Origin of the sequence: Rheinheimera sp. (assembly GCF_030690345.1) — a bacterium.
GTDB lineage: Bacteria > Pseudomonadota > Gammaproteobacteria > Enterobacterales > Alteromonadaceae > Alishewanella.
In genome coordinates this window covers 108225-132618 of sequence record NZ_JAUYGV010000008.1, presented here as the reverse complement: position 1 = coordinate 132618, position 24394 = coordinate 108225, and the positions used below count along the sequence as shown (strand labels likewise).

Here is a 24394-nt window from a genome sequence, read left to right as displayed (position 1 = left end):
CCGGCTTTTTTGCTTTTATATTACTGACCGCCTGCCAGAAACAACCTGCTGAAACAGAACTAATGCAACAAGCGCAAACCGACCCGGCAGCTGCCGTGCGTTTGGCTGCCCGGCGGCTGGCCAGTGAAGAGTATGACGCTGCGCTGCGTTGGTTGCGTCAGGCCGCATTGCTGGGGGACAACAGTGCCCTGCAGCACGCCCTGCAGTTGCAGCAACGGCAACAGGGCAGGCTGGCCACAGCACAATGGCTACAGCAGCAGCTCGACAGCGGCACGCTGACAGCACAAGCGCTCACGCCCAACATACGCTCTGAGCTTGGCCTGTGGCAGGGTAATAAGGCCACTGTAGCGGGCTTTGAACACGCACAAGGCTGTCGTTTGACCTTACAGCCGGTGGCCAGCCAACAAGCAGGGCTGGATACCTGGCAACAGCTGTTACAGCAATGGCAGGCCGATAAACAATTGTCGCAATTGCCGGTATGCTTTTTACCGCTGCGTACGGTTAACAGTACTGAACTGGCATGCTCCGAGCACAGCAACAGCCTGGTGCATTGTCGTTATGAAGTGTTGGCAGACGAGGTAAGCGGCGGCGATTTCAGTCAGCTGGTGGTTATTGCCGGTCGTGGTAAAGCCAGTTATAACAACGGTATTTTACAATTGCCGGATAACGCCGGGCTGGCACTGCTGCGGCATGAATTTATGCATATTCTCGGTTTTATTGATGAATATCAGTTATCTGTTGAGGCGGCAACACAAGTGTGTCAGCCGGGCAAACACTACCCTAATCTGTTGTTAACGGCAGACAGCCGCGCTTATCTGGCGTATTGGCAACTGCAGGCGCAGGATATCGCGCTAACGCCGGTGCGTACCTGTGCCGCGCTGCAACAGCCGGCATACCGTGTTATTGCGCAAAACAACCTGATGCGCTCGTACGAGCTGGCGTTGCCGCAGCTGTATTTTCAGCTGGCACAGCGTATTCTGGCGCAACCAGAGCAGCTGATGCCGGTACAGTACTATTTTGCTTATTTAGCCCGGCAACAACAAAACTGGCCGCAGTGGCAGCATTTTATGCAGCAGGCATCAGAATGGGGGTACGCCGATGCGCAGCAAGCGCTGGACGGCACAAAAGGTTAATCGCTGTCGCTCAGCTCGGCTAACTCGCGGCCCAGCACATCAGCATCGCCCAGGTTAAGCTCTAATAAACGGCGCAGGTGCGACACGCTTTCAATATCAATACGTTCACAGTGCAAGCCTACTACCTTGTCTGAGGTATGGGCTACGCTAACCTGCATTTCCAGCTCCAGCGGAAAATCGTTTAACTGAATACGCAATAACATCTGTTTTGGCAAACTGCGCGGCCAATCGTCCGGTTTGCGGATCAATGCGCCTTTTAAGGATAAATCCAGTACTTCTGTCTGGCAGCTGTGGCCACCAATATCAAGATGTGCCTTGCCTTTAAAGCTCACCCGGCTAAATCGTCTGTGTTCCATCGCTTCCCCCGCGTTACTGTATGAAGCATAGCGGTTTTCCGGTGAAAGAAAAGCACGCTTATGCTGCACCGGCGTAATTCCGGCGCAGCATTGTATGTTAGCTAATATCTGTGAATCACAATGCTAATTTGTATTAGATTCAGCCTTCCTGGCGTTATTCTACACTGCTAATTGCTACTGAGGAATTCGGCTAGCGAAAAGTACATTGATAATTTGTATCTGTTAGATAAATACGTATTGAGCATTTGCTTTGTTGTTCCGATCTTAACATTTCGGCTTATGTGCGTAAGCCGTCATATATACGACGACAAGTATCGCGCCTATGTATCAAGAGCTGTTTTACCTACGATGTCTTGACTCAAAAGAATGTCAAAACGGACATAAAATTCGACAGGTTCTTCTGACACTTTAAAACAGTTTATTAGCGCTGCAGGAACAGGAACTAGAATCCGGTTACTTGCAACTATGGTTGTCGTAGCTAAAGCTGTACCACTGGCATCGCCAGCATTACGCAAACCTCTTAGCTCAATGTCGTAATATAGACTTACGCCTGTATTGGCTCCAGAGAACAAATAGACAATCCTGCGACCAGCCCAAGCAACTTGTGTTGAATGAGGCCACTTGAAGAAATCTAACTCCTGTTGAAATATCCGGTCTGAGAGTGCAAGGAACATCCGGTAATTGTTGAGATATGGTATGTCTTGATCTGTGGTTAACAAACGTTCTTCAATACTAGTATCAAATCGAAGAATTGGAGCCCCAGCTACTGGTGCACTGACATGTGGTGTCGGTGATTCCTGCACTAGATCATTTACGACATCAGGCAGTACCTTTTCAACTGTACCAACCTGTCTCTCGTTTACCTGTTGGCTCTGCACCGAAACTTTTGTTGTAGATGCTGTCAGCACTTGGTCGATTTCTAATTCTCCATTTAGATAACCAGTAATTAGAGGTTCAATATCACCGTTATCATCACGCTCTAAACGAAAAAGTTCACGTTTCCGCTCCAACGCACGTTGGAGCGCGTCGAGGCCTGCGCGCTGTGAGCTTGGGACGAAAGATTGAATATGTTGATAAATATGTACCCTAACAAGATCTTTAGTGAAACTCTCTAGTAGGTCGAATGAGGTATCTAAATGTTTTAGAATGGCTTTAATTGCAGGCCATTGTCTGGACAGAGTGATTGTTACTTTGTCGCTCACCATCTGAGTAAGGATGAAGACTCCATGAGTAATCTCTGCCCAAATAATCTCGATATCATCAAGTAAATAGTCATTTCTAAGCACTCTGATCAGCATGAATGTCAAGCTTGCCTCTGATCGACTAATTTCGGTCGGTTCGTATTTGCGAATAATAGTTGCGTGATTAGGTATGCTAGGAATGGCTAAGATATTTTGCAGGTAACGCTTTTGAAGCTCTCGACGAGGCTGGTTTTGGCTAACTCTAAGTAGAGGGTTTTCTGAACTAGAAAACATCCTGATCAAGTTAGGATCTGTGCCGTCATAAAATTGAGCTTGCTGAGCAGCGAAATGCTCTTTCAGCTTACCCATTTCAATTTGTTCTTCATTATCCTGCACTTGTATTTTTACTCGTCCTCCCAAATTCGTCTTCCGATGATTTACTAAGTATTGTTGAAATGCAGTAAGAGAATCAGCTATCGGGTGGTTTGCCAGAATGGTTGTCAGATGCAGCTCGATATGTGGAAAAATTTTTGACGCCTCAGCGATGGAGTCTCTAGTTAACGCCTCACGACCTGCTGTTGGAATTAGAAATGGTAGATCTGCAAATCCACCTAATTGATACACAGTAGCAACGGGTAGAGGTGCAAGACCAAAGCTTGAGCGAAGTCCCATAATAGAGCCTGTACCATTGCGAAGATGGATTGAAGCCCTCATCGGTACATTGTTACGATGGAAATTATTACAAATCACACCAACACTACTATTACCTTGGACATAGGCGTGCATTTCGAACGTTAATCCATCTATGTTAATTGGCATTGATGCTATGAGAGGCCATCCATCGATACCTGTAGCAATTTTTAAATCTTTACAACTTATAAGCTCATTATTAATTAATACAGGAACTGGCAAAAATTGAACAAATTGACTTAAATAGTTTTTAAGTCCGGTGAGATCAAGATTTGAATTAGCTTCAAGTTTGGCGAAAACGGTAGTGCCTACTGGAGTTGACTCATCTAATACTTCGAAACTAATACAGTCTTGTCCAATCCTTAGGTTGATTTTTTCAGCCATTGTCCGGAATCCGACTTTGTTGCTGAGTTCCCTAGTAGTAACAGAAAGACTAGTGCAGACGCCAAAGTTTGCCATTGCGCCAATGCCAAATGTACCTATCACCCCAGCAGCTCGCGCTGCTTCAGTATTTTTACCTGAAGACCCAGCTTTCCAAAAATTCTCTTTCAATATTGACTCGGACATGCCAATCCCATTGTCAATTATTGTAATTGCCCCAGGTTCGACTTTGACTTCAATTTTGTATGTGCTTATGTCGTTGCCTTCCGCTTTCGCTCGCATCAAGATCGCATCATAACTATTTTGTACATTCTCTCTAACCATGGCATAAGGGGAGTCGTAGATTTGCTTGGATAGAATCTCAAGCATGCGGTCTGTTTCCACTTGGAAAGCGATATTAGTTGTTGACACTGTTATTTTCCCCTCAGCTTTGCTTTACACATCTCTACTTTTTGCTGTACAGCAAGTTCCTGACTAGATTGAACGAATTCTGACTCCACAAGTGAACGCAGTTCGTTCCAATTGTGCGTTTCCTCATAGGCTTCGCATAACAATAAGAAGTCTGATACAGAGTTGGGTGGTGGCAATAAAGATATAAGAGTTTTCCAATCCCTCAGTTCAACAAGAGCATCTAATGCCACCTTTCTGACCCATAAGTCAGATGTGTGATCACGAACAGTATCATATGCCTCTTGCGCCTTCCCTTCTCGCAGTAATCGGTCAGCTTGTTCTGCTAGTTCAATTGGTGTGACTTTTGGAACTTCTGGTTTGATAAGGTCGAATTTCATCGAGCTGCCTCCGAATTCAGTAACATGACCTTTATCCCAAATGGGAGAGCTGAAATCATCATTATTCATTGTTCTCACATGGATAGTGCCAATACTCAATTCTAAATCAAGCACTATGAGGTTATAGGCTCTCATTCTCCCCGTTGGCAACGAATGCGGACCACCACACAGAGTTCCTGCGCTGATTATCGAGATCTTGCGCTGGCTATCTGCTGAGAATCTGTGTTCCAGTAATTGTGGTCGATGCTGATGGCCATGCAAACCGATAGAGCAGTTGCTGTCCATAAGGTGACGAAGGAATCCTGAGTCTATGTAATCAGTATCTTTAGGTCCTCCCTGAATACTGTGATGCCAAGCACTGATGATTAGTCGTCCGCTCTTAGCACATGGCACGACTGAGTCCATGGCTTGTGTTATAGCTTCTACATGGATTTGTCCGGTACGGTTGTATAAATCGTTCTCATGGCAACTAGATAGCCCAACAATACATACACCTAAAGAAGGGAAATCATGAACTGCGAACTGATGCTCTGGATTCATCGAGAACTTGCGCTTCCCATTGTAAAAACGTTCGTAGAATTTAGAATAAGGTTCTAATCGCTGCTCATAAAGCTCGGTGTTCTCTATTTTTAACAGTGCAAAATCTTCAAGGTTAAATCTGTAGATGGAAGCTGGTCCATTGAGTTGTCTTGCGAGTAGTTTTTTCTTCTCTACATCTGAAGGAATTTCCATTTTTTGGAGGGACTGGTCCACGTGAAGCATACTGACGTCATGGTTGCCTGGTACGATGATAACTCGTTCTCTGTCCCCCTCAAAAAAACGGTCAGCAAGGCCAACAAGCGTTTCAAACGCTTCGTTATATTGTGCCTCAAGTTTTTGAGCGCCATCGGGATCAGTGCTTTTAACACCATAGACAATATCGCCACTAACAACAGCTAAATCAGGTTTAGGAATTCCCTCGTTTTGGGTATATCGGCTAAAGTCTCTGTGAAGTGATGAGAGCAGTGTTTTAGTTGTCACTTGGCTTTCAGAGTCTCTATGCAAATCTGAAATATGCATTATTGTTGTTGCCATAGCGCTAACCTATTCAAGTATATAAGATAATAAAGGCTCATACTTTTTGTACGACGGCTTAACAAGTGCGTTGCAACGAAAAATTTCAAATGAAGGAGCACTCTACCCACTGGTTGGTAGGATATATTTTTTGCTCATACATTCTGAGCTTTGTTTGTGCCTTTTTTATATAATCAATGAGTTGTCTTGTCACTCTTTTTTTGCCTAATAAATATACGGAACGTTGAATTTTTTATTTAGGACTATTAATGCCAATCCGTAATATCCCTAAAAACTATCGCAATGTGACTGGCGTTGCTGCCAATTCTAAGGCTGAGGGCAAGGCGATGTTTGAGTCTACTCTGGAGCGGGATTGGCTGACGTTGCTACAGTTTTCTGTCTACGTGTAACGCTTTGAAGTACAGCCGGTTAAAGTGCCGTGGTTTGATGAAAAGGGTAAAGACCGCACTTACGGAAAGTAGTAGCAAATTACATTTACAGGTACAAAGGCATGCCTGGCATGTAGTATTGTGTTTAGGTACGTTAAACTAGGCGTATGAATCCTAAAGTCTACAACAAGGACACGATACATGGATATCCAAAGCGAAGTTCAATATTTTGATTACCTTGAACTAACATACAATCAGAAATCAGGTCATATGCTATTAGCTGTTGATTCAGAGAAAAATATACAACACATTGTCTACACTGGTGAGTCAAGTCTTCCAACGCCTGCAGGTAGTTATGGTTCTCAAGGCGGAACTATATTTCTTCGACTGCCTAATTTGTTCCCTTTGACGTTGAGAAAAACATTTAAAACTCAGAAAGAGTATGACAATGAGTTTGACAAAATCTGTATATTGATCAAACAAGTAGACGATGCAGAAAACTCAGTGCATAGCCCAAGCAGCAAATACAACAGGAATAAATCGGCAGTTACCCCCTTGATTTAGCCATTGCTGAAGAGCTCCACTTCACTTTTAATATTGGAACAAAAGGTTTGGTGGAGTCTTGTTATCAAAGATAGCTGCGCTATTCTTGCACTAAATTAGCCTAGAAGGTTGGTTTTGAATGTATAGAAGGAGTGCACCGAACCAATCAACCCGCCAGTAACGATTGTTTGAGGGGAATTCCTTGATCCCTGAAATCCCCTCATTAAGCTGTCCCGCTATTGTTACGAGGTGGCAATACAAAATAGCCTCGTAGAGTACTATTTAACGTTGTAAGTCGCTGCTAACTAATATCTTCACCGGCGGCCTGGCGGTCGGCGTGGTAGCTGGAGCGCACGAACGGGCCGCTGGCGACGTGTTTAAAGCCCAGCTCGTAGGCAATGCGTTTAATCTCGTCAAACTCGGCCGGTGGCATATAACGTTTTACCGGCAAGTGATGCTTACTCGGTTGCAGGTACTGGCCTACGGTCAGCATATCCACGTCATGGGCGCGCAGGTCTTTTAATACCTCGATAAGCTCTTCAGTGGTTTCACCCAAGCCAACCATTAAGCCGGACTTAGTGGCCACTTCCGGGTGCGCTGCTTTGTAGCGTTGTAACAACTGCAGCGACCATTTGTAGTCGGCGCCCGGCCGTGCCAGTTTGTATAGCCTTGGCGCCGTTTCCAGATTGTGGTTAAACACGTCCGGTGGTGTCTGGGTTAAAATATCCAGCGCGGTATCCATGCGGCCACGGAAGTCCGGCACCAGCACTTCAATTTTAATGCTGGGGTTATGTTGGCGAATTTCGCGGATACAATCGGCGAAATGCTGCGCGCCGCCGTCACGTAAGTCATCGCGGTCAACAGAGGTGATCACCACATACTTTAACTTCATGTCGCGAATGGTTAATGCCAGTTTTTCCGGCTCTTCGGCACTTGGCGGCAACGGCCGGCCGTGGGCCACATCACAAAACGGGCAACGCCGGGTGCAAATGGCGCCCAGAATCATAAAGGTGGCGGTGCCGTGGTTAAAACATTCCGTCAGGTTAGGGCAGGCGGCTTCTTCGCATACCGAATGCAGGCCGTGCTTGCGCAGGGCACCTTTGATCTGATCGATACGCTCTGAGCTTTTCGGCAGTTTGATCTTCAGCCAGTCGGGCTTACGCAGCATTTCGTCACGCTCAGTGGGCAGCACCTTAATCGGGATCAAGGCCATTTTATCAGCGTCGCGCAGTTTAACGCCCGGTTCCATACGTGCAGTTTTAGTCATTTTGCCAATCTAACCCTGTAGTGTGCTGCAGTGTTGCTACATTCAGTTGCTGCGAAAAACACTGCACTATTCGTTGTTTGGCCTCGGCAATGGTTTGCGGGCCGCCTAAATCTTTACATTGGAGCATTTGCATACCGGCATAACCACAGGGGTTAATGCGTGAAAACGGGCTTAAGTCCATATCGACATTCAGTGCCAGGCCATGGAAGGAGCAGCCTTTGCGTACCCGCAGCCCCAAAGAGGCAATTTTGCCCTCATCTACGTAGACGCCCGGGGCATCAGCTTTGGCGTAGGCATTAATGCCATAAGGCGTCAGCAGCTGAATTAATACCTGTTCCAGCAGTGTTACCAGTTGGCGCACACCCATGTTGCGGCGCTTTAAATCGAGCAGTACGTACACCATCAACTGGCCTGGGCCATGGTAGGTTACCTGACCACCGCGGTCGACTTTTACCACCGGAATATCGCCCGGAAACAGCAAATGCTCTTCTTTGCCTGCCTGCCCCTGAGTAAATACCGAATGGTGCTCCAGCAACCAGAGTTGATCCGGCGTGTTAGCGTCGCGCTGGTCGGTAAACTGCTGCATGGCGTGCCATACAGTGGTGTAATCCTGCGTGCCCAGCTCTCTTATCAGCAAATGCCGGCTAAGGGCTGCTATGGCCGGCGCTTGTTGGCTGTCCTGGTCTGAAACGCTGTGCATTATACCGCCTTATACACTGAATACGAATGGCTAAGCTGGTGGTACTACCTCAGAGTACGTAACGTACCAGCTCAATTTTGCCAAGCTCGGTGTACAGCAGCTCAATATGTTGCTTGCTGGTAACGGTAACGCTGACCGACACCGAATGGTAATTACCTTTGCTGCTCGGTTTTACCGCCGGGCTGTAGTCGCCGGCTTCAGTATGAAGGCGTACTACGTTCATTACCTGATCGACCAGGGCGTCGTCCGCCAGACCCAGTACTTTAAAGCTGAACTGGCAGGGAAATTCCAGATATTCATCGAACTTGGTGTTCTTTACTTCATGTGCCATCTTTGTCTCGCTATCACACTGTGAGCTGTTGCTTTGCTAAATTGGCTTAATTGTAACAAAAAGTCCCGGCCAATGCCGGGACTTAGTAAGTTAAAGCTAGCGGCAGTGCTGATTAATTAAACTGCATTTTAACGTAATCTATCATCCGGCTGAAGAAACCGCCTTCGGCTACGTCTTCCAACGCTACCAGCGGATAAGTCGCAATATCTTCACCGTTTAGCTTTAAATAAATGCTGCCAACCTGCTGGCCTTTAGATATGGGGGCTAACAGCTGCTGATCCAAGGTGAAATCGGCTTGTAAGTCTTTGCGTTGGCCGCGCGGAATCGTTACCTGCACCGATTGCAAAATACCCAGCTGAATATTCTCTTTGTCACCTTGCCAAATACGTTGTTCGGCAAATTTATCGCCGGCCTGGTATGGCGTAAAGGTTTCAAAGAAACGAAAGCCGTAGGTTAACAGTTTTTTGTTTTCAGTCTGGCGCGCACGTTCACTGCTGGTGCCCATAACCACTGATACCAGTCGCATACCATCGCGGGTGGCAGAGGTGATCAGGCTGAAGCCGGCTTCGTCGGTATGGCCTGTTTTAATACCGTCTACTTCCAGGCTGCGATCCCACAGTAGAGAGTTGCGGTTGTATTGCTTGATATTGTTGTAAGTGAATTCTTTTTCGGCGTACAGCGCGTACTCTTCCGGCACATCACGAATTAACGCCGCGGCCAGGATCGCCATATCGCGTGGTGTGGAGTAGTTTTCTGCACTTGGCAGGCCGTGGCTGTTACCAAAACGGCTGCTGGTCATGCCCAAGCGCTGGGCATGGGCATTCATTAAATCAACAAAGGCGCTTTCGCTGCCGGCAATATGCTCGGCCATGGCAACGCAGGCGTCGTTACCGGACTGAATAATAATGCCTTTATTTAAGTCAGCCACCGACACCTTAGTGCCCACTTCAATAAACATTAAGGATGAGCCCGGGAAGTTTCTCGCCCAGGCTTTTTCGCTGATGGTTACCATATCTTCGTTGGTAATATTGCCGCTTTTCAGTTCAGTGCCAATCACATAGCTGGTCATCATCTTGGTTAAACTGGCCGGTGCCAATGACATATCGGCATTGTTCTCTGCCAATACCTTACCGGTATCAAAGTCGATAAGAATATGGCCTTTGGCGGCAACTTCCGGCGCTTGCGGCACCACGCTTTGCGCCACAGCGGATAAACTGAGCCCGGCACTGGCAATGGATACGGCGGCGACGGCGAAAATATGACAATAACTATTCATGAGACCTGTTCTTTTAATCGTTATGTTTAATTAGGTGTCAGCTGCACTGACGGCTATCAAAGAAATATGCATCCGGAAATGCTCCGGCTTTTAACTGCTGCAGCCATTGCTGCGCTTGTTGTTTACTTGCAGTAGGACCGACCAACAAGCGAAAAATTCCGCTACCGGGTTTGATTTCGCTGGGCAGGGCTTGCGGCTGCAAAATTTGCTGCTGTAACTGATTTAACCGGTTACTGTCTGAACTGGCCAGCACCTGGATAAAACACTGCTCTGCTGTGCCGGTTTGCCTGTCGGTTTGCGCCCACATCGCCGGCGATTGTAGCAACTCCAGCTGAACTCTGGCTGTACCCTGCTGCAGCATGCCCAGCTTGCTGGCGGCCGAATAAGACAAATCAATAATACGGTCGCGGTGAAACGGGCCGCGATCATTTACCCGCACTATGGCGGTTTTGTTGTTGTCCAGGTTGGTTACTTTAACATAAGACGGCAGTGGCAGGGTTTTATGCGCCGCTGTCATGGCAAACATATTGTAAGTTTCACCGTTAGACGTCAGATGGCCATGGAATTTATTGCCATACCACGACGCTATACCGGCTTCACGATGCTCGGTAGCCTGCACCAGCGGCGTATAGTTGGCACCAAATAAACTGTAAGGTTTGTTGCCGCCGCGGCTTAACGGTTCTGCCTGCGGCACCGGATCCGTCATTTCCAACAGGGTTGGCTGGCGTTGCGGAATACTGTCTTTGGCCTGGCTGTAACGACCGGCATTAGGGACGCTTTCCCCGGGCCGGCTGCTGCAAGCGGTGCCCAGTATTATCGTGGTTACAAGCAAAATAAGCTGTTTTATCATGGTGCTGCCAACATCCGTTTATGAGTACCCACCGACATAATCACGCCAAAGGCCGCCATTAATGTCACCATAGAGGTGCCGCCAAAACTGACCAGTGGCAACGGCACACCGACCACCGGCAATAAGCCCGACACCATGCCGATATTAACAAATACATAAACAAAGAACGTCAGGGTAAAGCTGCCGGCAACCAGTTTACCGTAATTGTCCTGAGCGCGGCTGGCGATCAGCAGGCAGCGGCTGATAATAAACAGATATAACCCCAACAGCAGCAGCACACCCATTAAGCCTAATTCTTCGCTCAGTACGGCAAAGATAAAGTCGGTGTGGCGCTCGGGCAGAAACTCCAGTTGCGACTGAGTGCCGTGCAAATAGCCTTTACCTTCCACTCCACCGGAGCCGATAGCAATTTTCGACTGAATAATATGGTAACCGGAGCCCAGCGGATCGCTCTCCGGGTTTAAGAAGGTCAGCACGCGCTGGCGTTGATAGTCGCGCATTAAAAACAACCACAGTATCGGCAAAAAGGCCGACACCAGGCCGGCAACAAAGGCAATAAGACGCCAGCTCATACCGGATAAAAACAACACAAACACCCCGGCTGTGGCAATTAGAATAGAGGTACCCAAGTCTGGTTGTTGCGAAATCAGTACGGTAGGGACGGCACACATTAGAAATCCGGCCACCAAATGCCACAACCTCGGCGGTAAACTGTGTGAGGCAATAAACCAGGCTACTGCCATCGGTACCGCCAATTTCATAATTTCCGACGGTTGAAATTTCATAAAGCCTAAATCCAGCCAGCGCTGGGCACCTTTACCGACATGGCCCACCATTAACACGGCCACCAACAAACCCAGACCGGCAATAAATAATGGCAGCGACCAGCGCCTGAGGGTTTGCGGTTTAATCTGGGCAAAGATAATCATTACGGCCAGGGCTACGCCCAGGCGCACTAACTGGCCTTTCATCATGGCAATATTTTGCCCGGAGGCACTGTACAGCACCATCAGGCCAAAGCCGATAAGTGCCAGTAAACCCAGCAGCAGCGGGGTATCGATATGGAACATCGCCAGCCGGCTGTGGCGGGCGTTACCGGTAAACTGATCATTCATCGCGGTTTACTCCGGCAGCAAAATAGTAATCCAGTATTTGCCGCGCCATAGGGGCGGCGTTGGCACCACCGCCACCGGCATTTTCCAGCGCGATAGTGATCACAATACTGGGTTTGTCATAAGGGGCATAACCAATATACATGGCGTTATCGCGCAGCCGCTCATCAATGGTTTCAGCGTCGTACTCTGCGCCTTGTGCAATAGCAGCCAGCTGAGCGGTACCGGTTTTACCGCCGGCCTGGTAATCAGTACCGAGAAAGGCGCGGTGCGCGGTGCCGCCAAGGTCCCGCACCGTGCGGTGCATGGTGTCCATTACCACATCCCAGTTGCGTTCATCCACTACCTCTATGGTGCGGGTCAGTGCCGGCTCAACCGGCGAGGTGCCGGTTTCATCGCTAAACGCCGTTACCAGGTGTGGCGTTGGCAACAAGCCTTTATTTAATACCACGGCGGTAGCAACGGTCAGTTGCAACGGGGTGGTGGTCCAGTAGCTTTGGCCGATGCTGAGCGGTACGGTATCGCCCGGGTACCAGGGTTGATTGTGCCTTGCACGTTTCCAGCCACGTGACGGCATAATGCCGCTGCTTTCCTCCTGGATATCGATGCCGGTTTTTTCGCCAAAGCCCATTTTGCTCATGTAGTCGGATATACGGTCAATACCCAGCTTAACGCCCATCTCGTAAAAAAACGTATCACAGCTTTTCATCACTGCCATATAAATGTCTACCCAGCCATGGCCCCAGCGCAGGTGGTCGCGAAAGCGGTGATCGCTGTTGGGCAGCATAAAATAGCCCGGGTCCCATATTTTGGTGGCGGGGGTAATGGTATTGGTTTCCAGCCCCAGCAGGGCTAAATGTGGTTTGATAGTTGAGGCCGGCGGATAAGTGCCTTGGGTAACGCGATTGATTAGCGGACGGTCGCGTGAGTTGAGTAATTCGTTATAGTTGGCAGAGCTGATGCCATGCACAAACAGGTTAGGGTCGTAGCCCGGGTTGCTGTAAAACGCCAATACAGCGCCGTCGCGTGGGTCTATCGCCACTATAGCACCGCGCTGATGCTGCAGTATTTGCTGCGCGGTCAGTTGCAGGCCAACATCAAGGCCTAAATGAATATTGCGGCCTGATACGGCGGGCACCGAACGCAGCACGCGGATTAAGCGGCCACGGTTGTTTACTTCAACTTCCTGGTAACCCATGGTGCCGTGCAGTTCACGTTGATAGTAACGCTCGAGGCCTATTTTACCGATGTCGCGGCTGGCGGCGTAGTTAGCGGCCTCACCGTCGGCTTCCAATTGTTGCAGTTCGCGGGTATTAATTTTGCCGATGTAGCCAATTGCATGGGTAAATAAATCACCAAACGGGTAGTGCCGGCTTAAACGCGCTTCTACCGTTACGCCGGGAAAACGGTGTTGGTTAACGGCCAGCACTGCTACCTCAGTGTCATTTAGCTGCTCTTTTAACGCTATGCTGTTAAAACGGCGCTGCGCTTTAACCTGTTTCAGGAAGGCGTCTTGCTGCTCGGGACTAAGTTCAATCAACTCTGCCAAGCCGGCCAGGGTGGCCGTCATATCACTGATTTGTTCCGGTATCAGTTCCAGTGAAAACACCGGGCGGTTTTCAGCCAGTAAAATGCCGCTGCGGTCAAAAATCAGGCCGCGATTTGGTGCCAGCGGCACGACCTTAATACGGTTACCTTCCGAGCGGGTTTGGTAGTCCTGATGCAACACTACCTGCAACTTATACTGGTTAAACACAATAACGCTAAACAGCACCACAACAAACAGCATGGCGACGATGGCCCGGCTGTTAAACAGCCTGGCTTCAGCGGCGAAATCCTGTATGGTGACGCGTCTTTTTAACATCTTTACTCGCGATGGTACGGATGATTAGTACAGATACTCCAGGCGCGGTACAGGCTTTCGGCTAACACCACCCGCACTAACGGGTGCGGCAGGGTAAGCGCCGACAACGACCATTTTGCCTCGCTGGCGGCAATGCAAGCCGGGGCTAAACCTTCCGGGCCGCCGACCAACAAACAAACATCGCGGCCGTCGCGTTGCCAGTCGGTCAGTTTGCCGGCCAGAGCAGGGCTGCTCCAGTTGTCGCCGGTGACTTCCAGGGTAACAATTTTGCTGCCACGTGGCACGGCAGCCAGCATTTTCTCGCCTTCCTGCTCTAAAATGCGTTTGATATCGGCATTTTTACCACGTTTACCGGCCGGGATTTCAATCAGCTCCAGCGCCAAATCACGCGGAAAGCGCCGCGCATATTCGTCATAACCGCTTTGTACCCAGCCGGGCATTTTACTGCCCACAGCAATCAGTATTAACTTCATACTGTATTAAGCGCTCCAGAGTTTTTCCAACTGATAAAAATTACGACTGTCTTCGAGCATCACATGTACGACAACGTCGTCTAAATCCAGCAATACCCACTCGCCTGATGCCTGGCCTTCAATGCCCAGCGCAGCAATGCCGGCTTTTTTTGCTTCGGCCGCAACATAGTCGGCAATAGATTTGGTGTGACGATTAGAGGTGCCTGAGCACACTATCATAAATTCAGTAACACTGGATTTACCACGCACGTCTAAGGTCACGATATCGCGGCCTTTCATGTCGTCAATTTTGTCCTGAATAAAACTTACCAGCTCGGTTGTTTGCACCCTGATTCCTCTGCGCTTGAAAAAAGCGGCATTTTAGCATAGTTTGCGTGCGGTGATAGCACTCACGCCTGATAGAGTTGTTGGCTTTGAATATAGTTCAATACTGCCGGATCTAAAGTATTGCTACAAGCCTGGCCTTGTTGCAGCTGCTGCCTTATGCCGCTGGCACTTAAATTGATCACCGGGTTGCTCAGCAGCAGAATACGCCCGCTGTTAGCCTGCTGCAAGGCGGCTAAATTGGCGGCGCCGTAGTGTTGCAGCAAGGCCGGGGCATCGCCTTGCTCTGCACTGTAACCGGGGCGTTGGCACACCAGCAGGTGGGCGTACTGCAAGATGCTTTGCCAGTCTTTCCAGCTGCAAAAGTAGCACAAAGAGTCCATGCCGATAATAAAGTACAGGCGGTTGTGCGGTTCACGTTCGCGAAGCAGCCGCAGACTGTCGATAGTGTAAGATGGCCCGGTTTTATTCAGCTCCAGCCGCTCCAACTTAAGCTGCGGGTAAGCGGCTATGGCCAGTTGCACCATAGCGGCACGTTGCTCGCCGCTAACGCCCGGCGTAGCACGGTGCGGTGGCAATTGGCACGGCATCAGCCGTACCTCATCCAGTGCGCAGTGCTGCTGCACAAAGCGGGCGCTGGCAATATGGCCGTTATGTACCGGGTTAAAGGTGCCGCCCAAAATGCCGATGTGCTTAGTCATACAGCGCCTGTTGCTGCAACGAATAGGCCTTGGGTACCGGCTTGATAAATAAGGTTACTAAATGTGCCAGTGCTACCTCGCTGTTGTTCAGCCGGCCGCTTTTGTACAGCCGGTCAAAGGCCGCCAGCTCTTGCAGCAGATAATCCAGCCAGTTCAGCGATAAACGTTTGAGTGCCGTTTGATACAGCGGTTGGCGTTTGGGCCAGATAGCCAGACTTTTAAAGCTGTCACTCAGGTTGTGTTGCTGCTGTGCCTGTTGCAACTGGCGCAGTTGCAGCACTTCCTTTTGCAGCTGCCAGGCAATAATCACCGGTTCCACATCTTGCTGGCATAAGCGCTGCAAGCGGTGCAGCGCTTCATCGGCATGGCCGCTTAATAAGGCATCGGCCAGTTGAAACACACTGAAGCTGGAGTGATCGGCAAGAAACTGGCTTAAAGCCGCCGCATCCAGCGGTTGGGCCAGGTTACTTAATGCCAGCTTTTCCAGCTCTTGCCGTGCGGCCAGCAAATTACCGGCGCAATGTTGTTGCAGCAGCGCCAGCGCATCGCTGCTTAGTTGCAGTTGTAAGCGTTTGGCACGCTCACGCAGCCATTGCTGGCTCTGGCGCTCGTCCAGCGCGTACACCGGAATTTGCACCGCCTGGCTTTGCAGTTGTTTAAACCACGCCAGCTTGCTGACGTCGCTGTGGCTGCGCTCACCGTGGATCAGTAAAATAATATCCTGGTGCAGCTGTTGCGGCAGGGCTTTGAGTTGCTCTGCGGCGGCCGGAGTCAGTTTTTGCTGCGCCAGCTCCAGCTCAATCAGCCGGCGCTCGGCAAACAGCGACATGGCCTGCAGCTCGTTACTCAGTTCGTTCCAATCAAACTGCGCATCGGCGGTTAAACTGATGCGCTCGGCATAGCCATGTTGTTTTGCGGCGGCGCGAATTGCGTCAATGGCTTCGAGTTTTTGCAGCGGCTCTTCGCCAAACAGCAGGTAACAGGGCGCCAATGGCCCGGCTAAGTGTTGCTCCAGCTGGTTGGCGTACAGTTTTTGCATCAGCAGGCTCAGTGCAGCCGCGACAGCTGGCGCATAATACGGTTAGCGGCTTGTTGGCGCAGCTCGCCCAGCATCAACTCCAGCTCTTTCGCTTTGGCCAATGCCTGATTAGGGTCGTCCTGATAATCGCGGAACAGCTCAAATTCATACGGCTGCGGTTCGCCGTCCGGCATGGTCAGAGCATAGCGTACTTTGTAGATCAGCTCATATTCTGCTACCTGGCCGTTGGGAAACAACGACAGCGTGCGCCGCTCCAGCGTATCGCTGACCAGCTGCAGCATTGGCGCTGACTGCTGATAGCTGCCCAGCAGCTCAACTTTGTTGTATTCTAAGCGCGAGCTGAGCAATGCCGCCAGTTCAGAGTGGCGCTCGCTTTGAATATACATGGCCGGAAAGTGGCTCAGCGGCAAATCGCCGCGCAGATGAAAGCCGCAGCTGCCAAGCAGCAGGCTGCTTAGCAGGGCAAACACCAGGCTAAGGCGTGCCATATCAGCCCACCACCAGGTTCAGCAGTTTGCCTGGCACGTAAATCACTTTACGTACGCTGACGCCGTCTAAATGGCGGCTAACGTTGTCATCGGTTTTCGCCATTGCCAGTACCGTAGCTTCAGTCGCGTCGGCCGCGACGGTTACTTTGCCGCGTACCTTGCCGTTTACCTGCACTACCACCAGCTTTTCGTCCTCTACCATGGCGGCAGCGTCAGCCTGTGGCCAGGCTGTTTGCTCAATGCCACTGTGTTGGCCCAACTGTGCCCACAGGTATTGCGCGACATGCGGTGTAATAGGGTTCAGCATTTGCAGCAACGCCAGTATGGCTTCTTGCATCACTGCACGGTCCAGCTCTGTTGCCAGGCTGGCTTTTTGCAGTTTATTGCTCAGCTCCATAATGGCGGCAATAGCAGTGTTAAAGGTGTAACGCCGGCCAATATCGTCGGATACCTTGGCAATGGTTTTATGCAGCTCGCGGCGCAGGGTTTTTTGCTCGTTATTCAGCGCGCTGATATCCAGCTGACCAACATTACCGCTGCCGGCAAAATCGCTGACCAGGGTATAAATACGCTTAATAAAGCGATGCGCGCCCTCTACCGCTGAGTCTGACCACTCCAGCGTTTGCTCCGGTGGCGCAGTAAACATCATAAACAGCCGTACCGTATCGGCACCGTACAAATCGATTACTTTTTGCGGATCGATGCCGTTATTTTTTGATTTTGACATCTTGCTCATGCCGGAGGCCACAACCGGTTGGCCGTCGCTGTTTAACAGCGCACTGGTAATACGGCCTTTTTCATCCCGTACCACAGTAACATCGGCCGGTGAGAACCATTGTTTACCGCCGTTATCGCTGTCACGGTAGAAGGTTTCTGCCAATACCATGCCCTGGCACAACAAACGCTTAAAGGGTTCATCACTGCTTACCAGGCCAACATCGCGCAGCAGCTTGTGGAAGAAACGGGCATACAGCAGGTGCAAAATAGCGTGTTCAATACCGCCGATATACTGATCGACCGGCAGCCAGTAATTGGCTTTGGCCGGGTCCAGCATGGCTTTGTCATGATCCGGGCTGCAGTAACGCGCATAGTACCAGCTCGATTCCATAAAGGTGTCGAAGGTGTCGGTTTCATGGAAAGCCTCAGCGCCGTTGTAGGTGGTTTTAGCCCAGTTCGGGTCGGCTTTGATCGGCGAGGTTACGCCATCCATTACCACATCTTCCGGCAGACGTACCGGCAGTTGCTCTTCCGGTACCGGAACCTGGCTGCCATCAGCCAGGTTCAGCATCGGAATAGGTGTACCCCAGTAACGCTGGCGTGATACGCCCCAATCACGCAGGCGGTAATTTACTTTTACTTCACCACGGCCCATGCCCGCCAGTTTGGCGGCAATGGCACTGAAAGCCTGGTCAAAAGCTAAGCCATCAAATTCTGCCGAGTTAACCAACAGGCCTTTTTCGGTGTAGGCGGCCTGGCTTAAATCACAGGCTTGCGCAGCGCCGTCAGCAGCTGCCACGACTTGCTTAATTGGCAGGCTGTATTTAGTGGCAAATTCATAGTCGCGCTGATCATGGCCAGGTACTGCCATTACCGCGCCTGAGCCGTAATCCATTAAGACAAAGTTGGCTACCCACACCGGCACTTTGGCGCCGGTTAACGGGTGCACGGCATAAATGCCGGTGGCGCAGCCTTTTTTCTCCATAGTGGCAAGCTCGGCTTCGGCCATTTTGCCGCCTTTACAGTCTTCAATAAAAGCCGCTAACTCCGGGTTAGTAGCTGCCGCTTGTTGCGCCAGCGGGTGCTGTGCTGCCACGGCAACATAGGTAACACCGTACAATGTATCGGGCCTGGTGGTGTACACGCTTAAGCTTTGGTTGGAATCAGCAATATCAAAACGGATATCGACGCCCTCAGAGCGGCCAATCCAGTTTTTCTGCATGGTTTTAACTTGTTCCGGCCAGCCGTCTAACTGATCCAGATCTTGCAGCAACTCTTCGGCGTAGGCGGTAATTTTAATAAACCACTGCGCCAGCTCGCGCTGCTCTACCAAAGCGCCGGAGCGCCAGCCACGGCCGTCGATAACCTGCTCGTTAGCCAGTACGCACTGATCTACCGGGTCCCAGTTTACCGTGGCCATTTTTTTGTATACCAGGCCTTTTTCGTACAGCTTGGTGAAGAACCATTGTTCCCACTTGTAGTATTCCGGCTTACAGGTCGCCACTTCGCGGCTCCAGTCGTAGCCAAAACCCAGCCGTTTTAACTGATTGCGCATGTAATCGATGTTTTCGTAGGTCCATTTCGCCGGCGCGGTTTTGTTATTAATGGCGGCGTTTTCGGCCGGTAAACCGAAGGCATCCCAACCCATGGGTTGCATGACGTTTTTGCCCTGCATGCGTTGAAAACGGCTGACTACATCACCTATGGTGTAGTTACGCACATGGCCCATATGCAAGCGCCCGCTGGGATAAGGGAACATTGACAGGCAGTAAAATTTTTCTTTGCTGTCGTCTTCTGTCACTTTAAAAGCGTTGGTTTGTTCCCATTGCTGCTGCAGCGCAGTTTCAATCTGCTGCGGGTTGTATTGTTCTTGCATTCAGGTCTTCCGAAAAGGGGTTAGTACGGCTGCTGCAACTGCAGCAAAAAAGTGGCTATAGCATACCGCAGAGCCGTTTTGACAACAACAAGCAGCGTATTGTCTATACTGGTTTTACAGCAACGGAGGCACTATGACAGATTTTGTGAAGAAGTATCAGCAATGGCTTAGTGAATTTAGCCGTAACCTGCAGCAAACTGAGCAGCAGCAACTGGATAATATGGTGGGGTTTGTCGAACAGCTCAAAGCCTATATAAAAGCTGGTCGGGAGCTGAGCGCCTATGAAACGGCGCTGTTTGTCGAAACGTTAAAACGCCAGTGGCAGGATCATGACGCTGAAGATGCTGTACAAGACAACGCAGAGCCGCCATCACTGTGGTCCGAAGCGCTGTGGCAGGAGCTGAGCAGCATTACCGATAAAAGCCAGTTAGAGTGGCAGGAGCTGGCGCAGGATTTTAAACATCAGGGGGTGTATTACCAGGGCGAAGTGGTAGGCATGGGCCGCTATCGCTGCAGCCACTGTCTGACACATATCGATTACACTCATCCGGCAGAATTACTGGCTTGCAGCCAATGCGGCGGCGTGCAGTTTTTCCGCGAAGGCTTACCGGTTTAAATAGAGGCGGCATTAAGCACAGGGCACTTTAGTGGCTGGGCAGCGCCGCAGTTTTTTGCTAAACTGCGCGTCCTCAACGTCAGGTAAAGATGCCTGGCAACAGCGTGTTTCTATTATCGTGCAGGATATCCGGGCCAATGTAGTTAATTGACTTCACCGAAAAGCTTAACGCCGCAGGCCTTGCCGGCTGGCGGATTATTGTATTTGCAATCCCGGATAGTTAAATGACAGCCTATTTAAAACAACACTGGTTTTCCAACCTGCGTGGTGATGTGCTTGCGGCCTTAGTGGTGGCATTGGCACTGATCCCTGAAGCTATAGCCTTTTCTATTATTGCCGGCGTCGACCCCAAAGTGGGCCTGTATGCCTCATTCTGTATTGCGGTGATCACCGCTTTTGCCGGTGGCCGTCCGGCGATGATTTCTGCCGCTACCGGTGCCATGGCGCTGGTGATGGTTACCCTGGTGCGTGAGCATGGTCTGGAGTATTTGCTGGCCGCCACCTTATTAACCGGGCTACTGCAGATTATTTTTGGCCTGTTTAAGCTCGGCGATCTAATGCGCTTTGTGTCACGCTCTGTGGTCACCGGCTTTGTTAATGCACTGGCAATTTTGATATTTCTGGCGCAGTTACCGGAGCTGAGCGGTCAACATGGCACAGCACTGGTGTACGGCATGACGGCACTGGGGCTGGCGATTATTTATTTGTTTCCGTATATCACCAAAGCCATACCCTCACCGCTGGTGTGTATAGTAGTACTGACCGCGCTGGCGCTGTACTTTGGCTTTGATATCCGCACTGTGGCCGATATGGGCGAGCTGCCGGACAGCTTACCGGTATTTTTATGGCCTGAAGTACCACTAACGTGGAATACCCTGGTAATTATTTTCCCGTATGCTTTAGCACTGGCCGTGGTGGGTATTCTGGAATCGTTAATGACGGCCACCATAGTGGATGATTTAACCGACACCAGCAGTGATAAAAACCGTGAGTGTGTGGGCCAGGGCATTGCCAATATCGGCTCGGGTTTAATTGGCGGTATGGCCGGCTGCGCCATGATTGGCCAGTCGATTATTAACGTAAAATCCGGTGGCCGCACCCGGTTATCTACCTTGCTGGCCGGTGTGTTCTTGTTGATTTTAATTGTATTTCTCGACGCCTGGGTTGGGCTGATACCTATGGCGGCGCTGGTCGCCATTATGATCATGGTATCTATCGGCACCTTTAGCTGGAGCTCGGTGAAAGACTTGCGTAAAAACCCGAAAAGCTCCAGCGTGGTTATGCTGGCCACGGTAGTGGTAACGGTATTTACCCATAATCTGGCTTATGGTGTATTAGTTGGCGTGTTATTCAGTGCGCTGTTTTTTGCCGCTAAAGTGGGCAAAATTTTGTATATCGGCTCGTCGCTGTCGGCCGATGGCCATCAACGTGATTACCAGGTAGTGGGGCAGGTGTTTTTTACCTCGGCTGAGCAGTTTGTTGCCGCGTTCGATTTTAAAGAGGCGGTAGAAAAGGTACGTATTGATTTAAGCCGCGCGCATTTTTGGGACATTACCGCCATCAGCTCACTGGATAAGGTGGTTATTAAGTTTCGCCGCGAGGGCACAGAGGTAGAGCTGGTTGGCTTAAATGAAGCCAGTGCCACCCTGGTAGATAAGTTTGGCGTGCACAACCAGCCGGATGCAGTTGAAAAACTGATGGGCCACTGAGAACCAAACCGGACTAAGGAGCAGAATAATGACCAAAAAAGTACTGGCTTGTATTGATGCCTCGCCCTATGCCGAAGCGGTGTGCGACTACGCGGTATGGGCGGCGAAAAAGCTCGATGTGGCGATGTCGGTAGTGCATGTGCTGGACAAAGCCCAGCATACCCAAACGCCGGACTTAAGCGGCAGCATTGGCCTGGGCTCGCAGGAATTATTGCTACAGCAACTGGCTGAGCTGGACGAAAAACACAGCAAGCTGGCGCTGGAGCGCGGCCGCAGCATTTTAGATGCGGCAAAAGCGCGGGCTGAACAAGCCGGGGTAAAAGCCGTAGACGAGCGCTTACGCCATGGCCAACTGGTAGAAACCTTAACTGAGCTGGAAGAGGAAACCCGGTTGCTGGTATTGGGCAAGCGGGGTTTTAGCAGTGCAGATGCGCACGGCCATATGGGCCTGCATGTGGAGCGGGTGATCCGCAGCTTACACAAACCTATATTGTTAACGCAGCAAAGCTATAAAGCGCCGCAGCGCATTATGCTGGCCTATGATGGCAGCGCCACCGCGTTAAAAGGCCTGGAAATGCTGGCGGCCAGCCCGCTGGGCAAAGGTTTGCCGGTGCATTTGGTGATGGCCGGTGCCGACGTGGAAGCCGCCCGGGCGCAAATGGACAGCGCTGCGCAAATACTGCGCAATGCCGGTTTTGATACCAAAGTAGCGATAGTGGCCGGTGAGCCGGATATTGTACTAAACCAGTATCAGCAGGAACATGTGATTGACCTGATGGTAATGGGCGCTTACGGCCACTCGCGGATCCGGCAATTTATTGTTGGCAGTACTACTACTGCAATGATCTGCAAAGCCAGATGCTCCCTGCTGATCTTACGTTAAAACCTGAACCCGGCCATTGGCCGGGTTTTTTGTTGCTGTTAAACAGGTGATTTTGTTGTTTGGCTGATTTTAGAGTAAATAATCTAATTTAGCTGGTTTACAATAGCGACCCGGCCGCGGCCGTAGCATTTTTTTGTTTTATAACTGATCCATAACTGAGGGTAATAGCGTGAGACAGTGGCTGCTGTGTCTGATGGTTTTTGCGGTGTGTTGTGCCATATTTTCTCCGGCGGCGTTTGCCGCCACCGGCACATTAAATTTAACGCTGGCGCCGGTCGGCATTATTTCGCTGGTGCTGTTTGCACTGGCTTATATGCTGGTAATGGCAGAGGAAAAAATTCATCTGCGTAAATCCAAGCCGGTGTTGGTGGCGGCCGGTATTATCTGGGCGTTAATCGCCTGGCGTTATATGCAGGACGGTATTACCGGCGTAACCGCGGATGCGTTTCGCCATACTCTGCTTGAATTTGCCGAGTTAATGCTGTTTTTACTGGTTGCGATGACGTACATCAGCGCGCTGGAAGAGCGGCGGCTGTTTGATGCACTGCGAGCCTGGATGATCCGCAAAGGTTTCAGCTACCGCACCTTGTTCTGGATCAGCGGTGTGCTGGCCTTTGCTATCTCATCTTTTGCCAACAATATGACCACCGCGATGCTGATGTGTGCTGTGGTAATGAAAGTGGCCGAAGGCGATAAGCGCTTTATCAATCTGATGTGCGTCAATATCGTGGTAGCCGCTAATGCCGGCGGTGCTTTTATCCCGTTTGGCGACATTACCACCTTAATGGTGTGGCAGGCCGGTATTGTTACCTTTAATGAGTTTTTCACGCTGTTTATTCCGGCTGTGGTCAATTATCTGGTGCCGGCAATCATCATGAGCTTATTTGTTGAGCGGCGTTACCCGGCAGCACTGCAGGAAGACGTTGAGTTAAAGCGCGGTGCGCTGCGTATTTTAACGTTGTTTTTAGCCACTATCGCGTTGGCAGTGCTGTACCACTCCTGGCTGGATTTACCGCCGGTACTGGGCATGATGACCGGCCTGGGCTTGCTGCAGTTCTTCGGCTTTTTTCTGCGTAAAACATTACCGGGCTCACTGGCGCGCAAGCGCGCTATGGCCGAGCGCGAAGGCGATATAGAGCGGGTGCGGGCGCTGGGACAAATTGTGCCGTTTGACGTATTTAACCGTATTGCCCGCGCCGAATGGGACACCTTATTGTTCTTCTACGGCGTGGTAATGTGTGTTGGTGGTCTGGGCTATATCGGTTATCTGGAAATGTTATCTACCGGCTTGTACGGTAACGGTAACCCGACCATTGCTAACGTGGTTTTAGGTTTAATGTCATCAGTGGTGGATAACATCCCGGTAATGTTCGCGGTATTAACCATGCAGCCGGATATGTCGCACGGCCAGTGGTTGCTTATTACACTAACCGCCGGCGTGGGGGGCAGCTTGTTATCTATCGGCTCGGCAGCCGGGGTGGCCTTAATGGGCCAGGCCCGCGGCTACTACACCTTTACCGGCCATTTAAAATGGGCACCGGTAATACTGCTGGGTTACGCCGCCAGCGTGGTAACGCATTTATATTTAAACGCCGAACTGTTTCAAATTTTCGGCAGCCCTGCCGCGCATTAAGCCGCCGGGGTTAAGGAGGCA

At 50.4% G+C, this 24394-nt stretch carries 22 protein-coding genes; 6 read left to right on the top strand and 16 right to left on the bottom strand.

The annotated features are described in order from the left end of the window. The first annotated feature begins 62 nt into the window (after positions 1-62). Positions 63-1133 carry a hypothetical protein gene (locus Q8O77_RS15600; protein WP_305555223.1) on the top strand — a complete coding sequence of 357 codons (1071 nt, stop codon included), beginning with the start codon at positions 63-65 and terminating at the stop codon, positions 1131-1133. On the opposite strand, the gene Q8O77_RS15595 is transcribed toward Q8O77_RS15600, so the two are convergent. The 3 genes from Q8O77_RS15595 to Q8O77_RS15585 all read right to left on the bottom strand — a co-directional run bounded on the left by Q8O77_RS15595 (position 1130) and on the right by Q8O77_RS15585 (position 5603). Beyond that, a complete protein-coding gene (locus tag Q8O77_RS15595) occupies positions 1130-1489 on the bottom strand; it encodes a PilZ domain-containing protein (protein WP_305555220.1) in 360 nt (119 codons plus the stop codon). The two genes, Q8O77_RS15600 and Q8O77_RS15595, sit on opposite strands and share 4 nt — an antisense overlap. A 320-nt stretch (positions 1490-1809) precedes the next feature. Next, positions 1810-4152, bottom strand: coding sequence for an ATP-binding protein (locus Q8O77_RS15590; RefSeq protein ID WP_305555217.1), 2343 nt, complete (start codon positions 4150-4152; stop codon positions 1810-1812). 2 nt (positions 4153-4154) lie between these two features. After that, positions 4155-5603, bottom strand: coding sequence for a metallophosphoesterase (locus tag Q8O77_RS15585; RefSeq protein WP_305555214.1), 1449 nt, complete (start codon positions 5601-5603; stop codon positions 4155-4157). A 569-nt stretch (positions 5604-6172) separates the two neighbouring features. Between Q8O77_RS15585 and Q8O77_RS15580 the strand changes: the two genes are divergently transcribed. After that, positions 6173-6535 (top strand): hypothetical protein, encoded by a 363-nt coding sequence (locus Q8O77_RS15580; protein ID WP_305555211.1) that lies wholly within the window; start codon positions 6173-6175, stop codon positions 6533-6535. A 280-nt stretch (positions 6536-6815) separates the two neighbouring features. Here the strand turns inward: Q8O77_RS15580 and lipA are convergent, their stop codons facing one another. The 13 genes from lipA to leuS all read right to left on the bottom strand — a co-directional run bounded on the left by lipA (position 6816) and on the right by leuS (position 19532). Next, positions 6816-7781, bottom strand: coding sequence for a lipoyl synthase (lipA, locus tag Q8O77_RS15575; RefSeq protein WP_305555208.1), 966 nt, complete (start codon positions 7779-7781; stop codon positions 6816-6818). Continuing rightward, entirely contained in the window at positions 7774-8367 is a 594-nt protein-coding gene (gene lipB, locus Q8O77_RS15570; RefSeq protein WP_371133512.1) for a lipoyl(octanoyl) transferase LipB, read from the bottom strand. The genes lipA and lipB overlap by 8 nt, the downstream gene beginning before the upstream one ends. 163 nt (positions 8368-8530) lie before the next feature. Continuing rightward, entirely contained in the window at positions 8531-8812 is a 282-nt protein-coding gene (ybeD, locus tag Q8O77_RS15565) for a DUF493 family protein YbeD (RefSeq protein ID WP_305555202.1), read from the bottom strand. A gap of 112 nt (positions 8813-8924) precedes the next feature. After that, the gene (locus Q8O77_RS15560) at positions 8925-10088 is read right to left on the bottom strand and encodes a serine hydrolase (protein WP_305555199.1); all 1164 of its coding nucleotides are present in this window, start codon (positions 10086-10088) and stop codon (positions 8925-8927) included. 37 nt (positions 10089-10125) lie between these two features. Continuing rightward, on the bottom strand, positions 10126-10938 hold the full coding sequence (locus tag Q8O77_RS15555; RefSeq protein WP_305555196.1) for a septal ring lytic transglycosylase RlpA family protein: 813 nt from the start codon (positions 10936-10938) through the stop codon (positions 10126-10128). Further along, positions 10935-12053: a rod shape-determining protein RodA gene (gene rodA / locus Q8O77_RS15550; RefSeq protein ID WP_305555193.1), complete on the bottom strand. Its 1119-nt coding sequence runs from the start codon at positions 12051-12053 to the stop codon at positions 10935-10937. The genes Q8O77_RS15555 and rodA overlap by 4 nt, the downstream gene beginning before the upstream one ends. Continuing rightward, complete coding sequence (gene mrdA, locus Q8O77_RS15545; protein WP_305555190.1) at positions 12046-13914, bottom strand: penicillin-binding protein 2; 1869 nt, start codon at positions 13912-13914, stop codon at positions 12046-12048. Before mrdA ends, rodA begins: the two co-directional genes overlap by 8 nt. Positions 13915-13916: 2 nt before the next feature. Then, entirely contained in the window at positions 13917-14387 is a 471-nt protein-coding gene (gene rlmH, locus Q8O77_RS15540; RefSeq protein WP_305555187.1) for a 23S rRNA (pseudouridine(1915)-N(3))-methyltransferase RlmH, read from the bottom strand. 6 nt (positions 14388-14393) lie between these two features. Further along, positions 14394-14714, bottom strand: coding sequence for a ribosome silencing factor (rsfS, locus tag Q8O77_RS15535; RefSeq protein WP_305555184.1), 321 nt, complete (start codon positions 14712-14714; stop codon positions 14394-14396). Positions 14715-14776: 62 nt separating this feature from the next. Then, a complete protein-coding gene (gene nadD / locus Q8O77_RS15530; protein WP_305555181.1) occupies positions 14777-15412 on the bottom strand; it encodes a nicotinate-nucleotide adenylyltransferase in 636 nt (211 codons plus the stop codon). After that, positions 15405-16451, bottom strand: coding sequence for a DNA polymerase III subunit delta (gene holA, locus Q8O77_RS15525; RefSeq protein WP_305555178.1), 1047 nt, complete (start codon positions 16449-16451; stop codon positions 15405-15407). The genes nadD and holA overlap by 8 nt, the downstream gene beginning before the upstream one ends. Positions 16452-16459: 8 nt before the next feature. Next, complete coding sequence (gene lptE, locus Q8O77_RS15520) at positions 16460-16939, bottom strand: LPS assembly lipoprotein LptE (RefSeq protein WP_305555175.1); 480 nt, start codon at positions 16937-16939, stop codon at positions 16460-16462. Between the two features lies 1 nt (position 16940). After that, on the bottom strand, positions 16941-19532 hold the full coding sequence (gene leuS / locus Q8O77_RS15515; protein ID WP_305555172.1) for a leucine--tRNA ligase: 2592 nt from the start codon (positions 19530-19532) through the stop codon (positions 16941-16943). A gap of 133 nt (positions 19533-19665) precedes the next feature. Here leuS and Q8O77_RS15510 point away from each other — a divergent pair, with 133 nt between their 5' ends. From Q8O77_RS15510 to nhaD, 4 genes are all read left to right on the top strand, one after another. Continuing rightward, positions 19666-20148, top strand: coding sequence for a hypothetical protein (locus Q8O77_RS15510; protein ID WP_305555169.1), 483 nt, complete (start codon positions 19666-19668; stop codon positions 20146-20148). Between the two features lie 224 nt (positions 20149-20372). After that, positions 20373-21857 (top strand): SulP family inorganic anion transporter, encoded by a 1485-nt coding sequence (locus Q8O77_RS15505; protein WP_305555166.1) that lies wholly within the window; start codon positions 20373-20375, stop codon positions 21855-21857. 28 nt (positions 21858-21885) lie between these two features. Next, positions 21886-22740, top strand: a complete 855-nt coding sequence (locus Q8O77_RS15500; protein WP_305555163.1) for a universal stress protein — start codon at positions 21886-21888, stop codon at positions 22738-22740. Between the two features lie 193 nt (positions 22741-22933). Beyond that, entirely contained in the window at positions 22934-24373 is a 1440-nt protein-coding gene (gene nhaD, locus Q8O77_RS15495) for a sodium:proton antiporter NhaD (RefSeq protein ID WP_305556709.1), read from the top strand. Positions 24374-24394 lie beyond the last annotated feature (21 nt).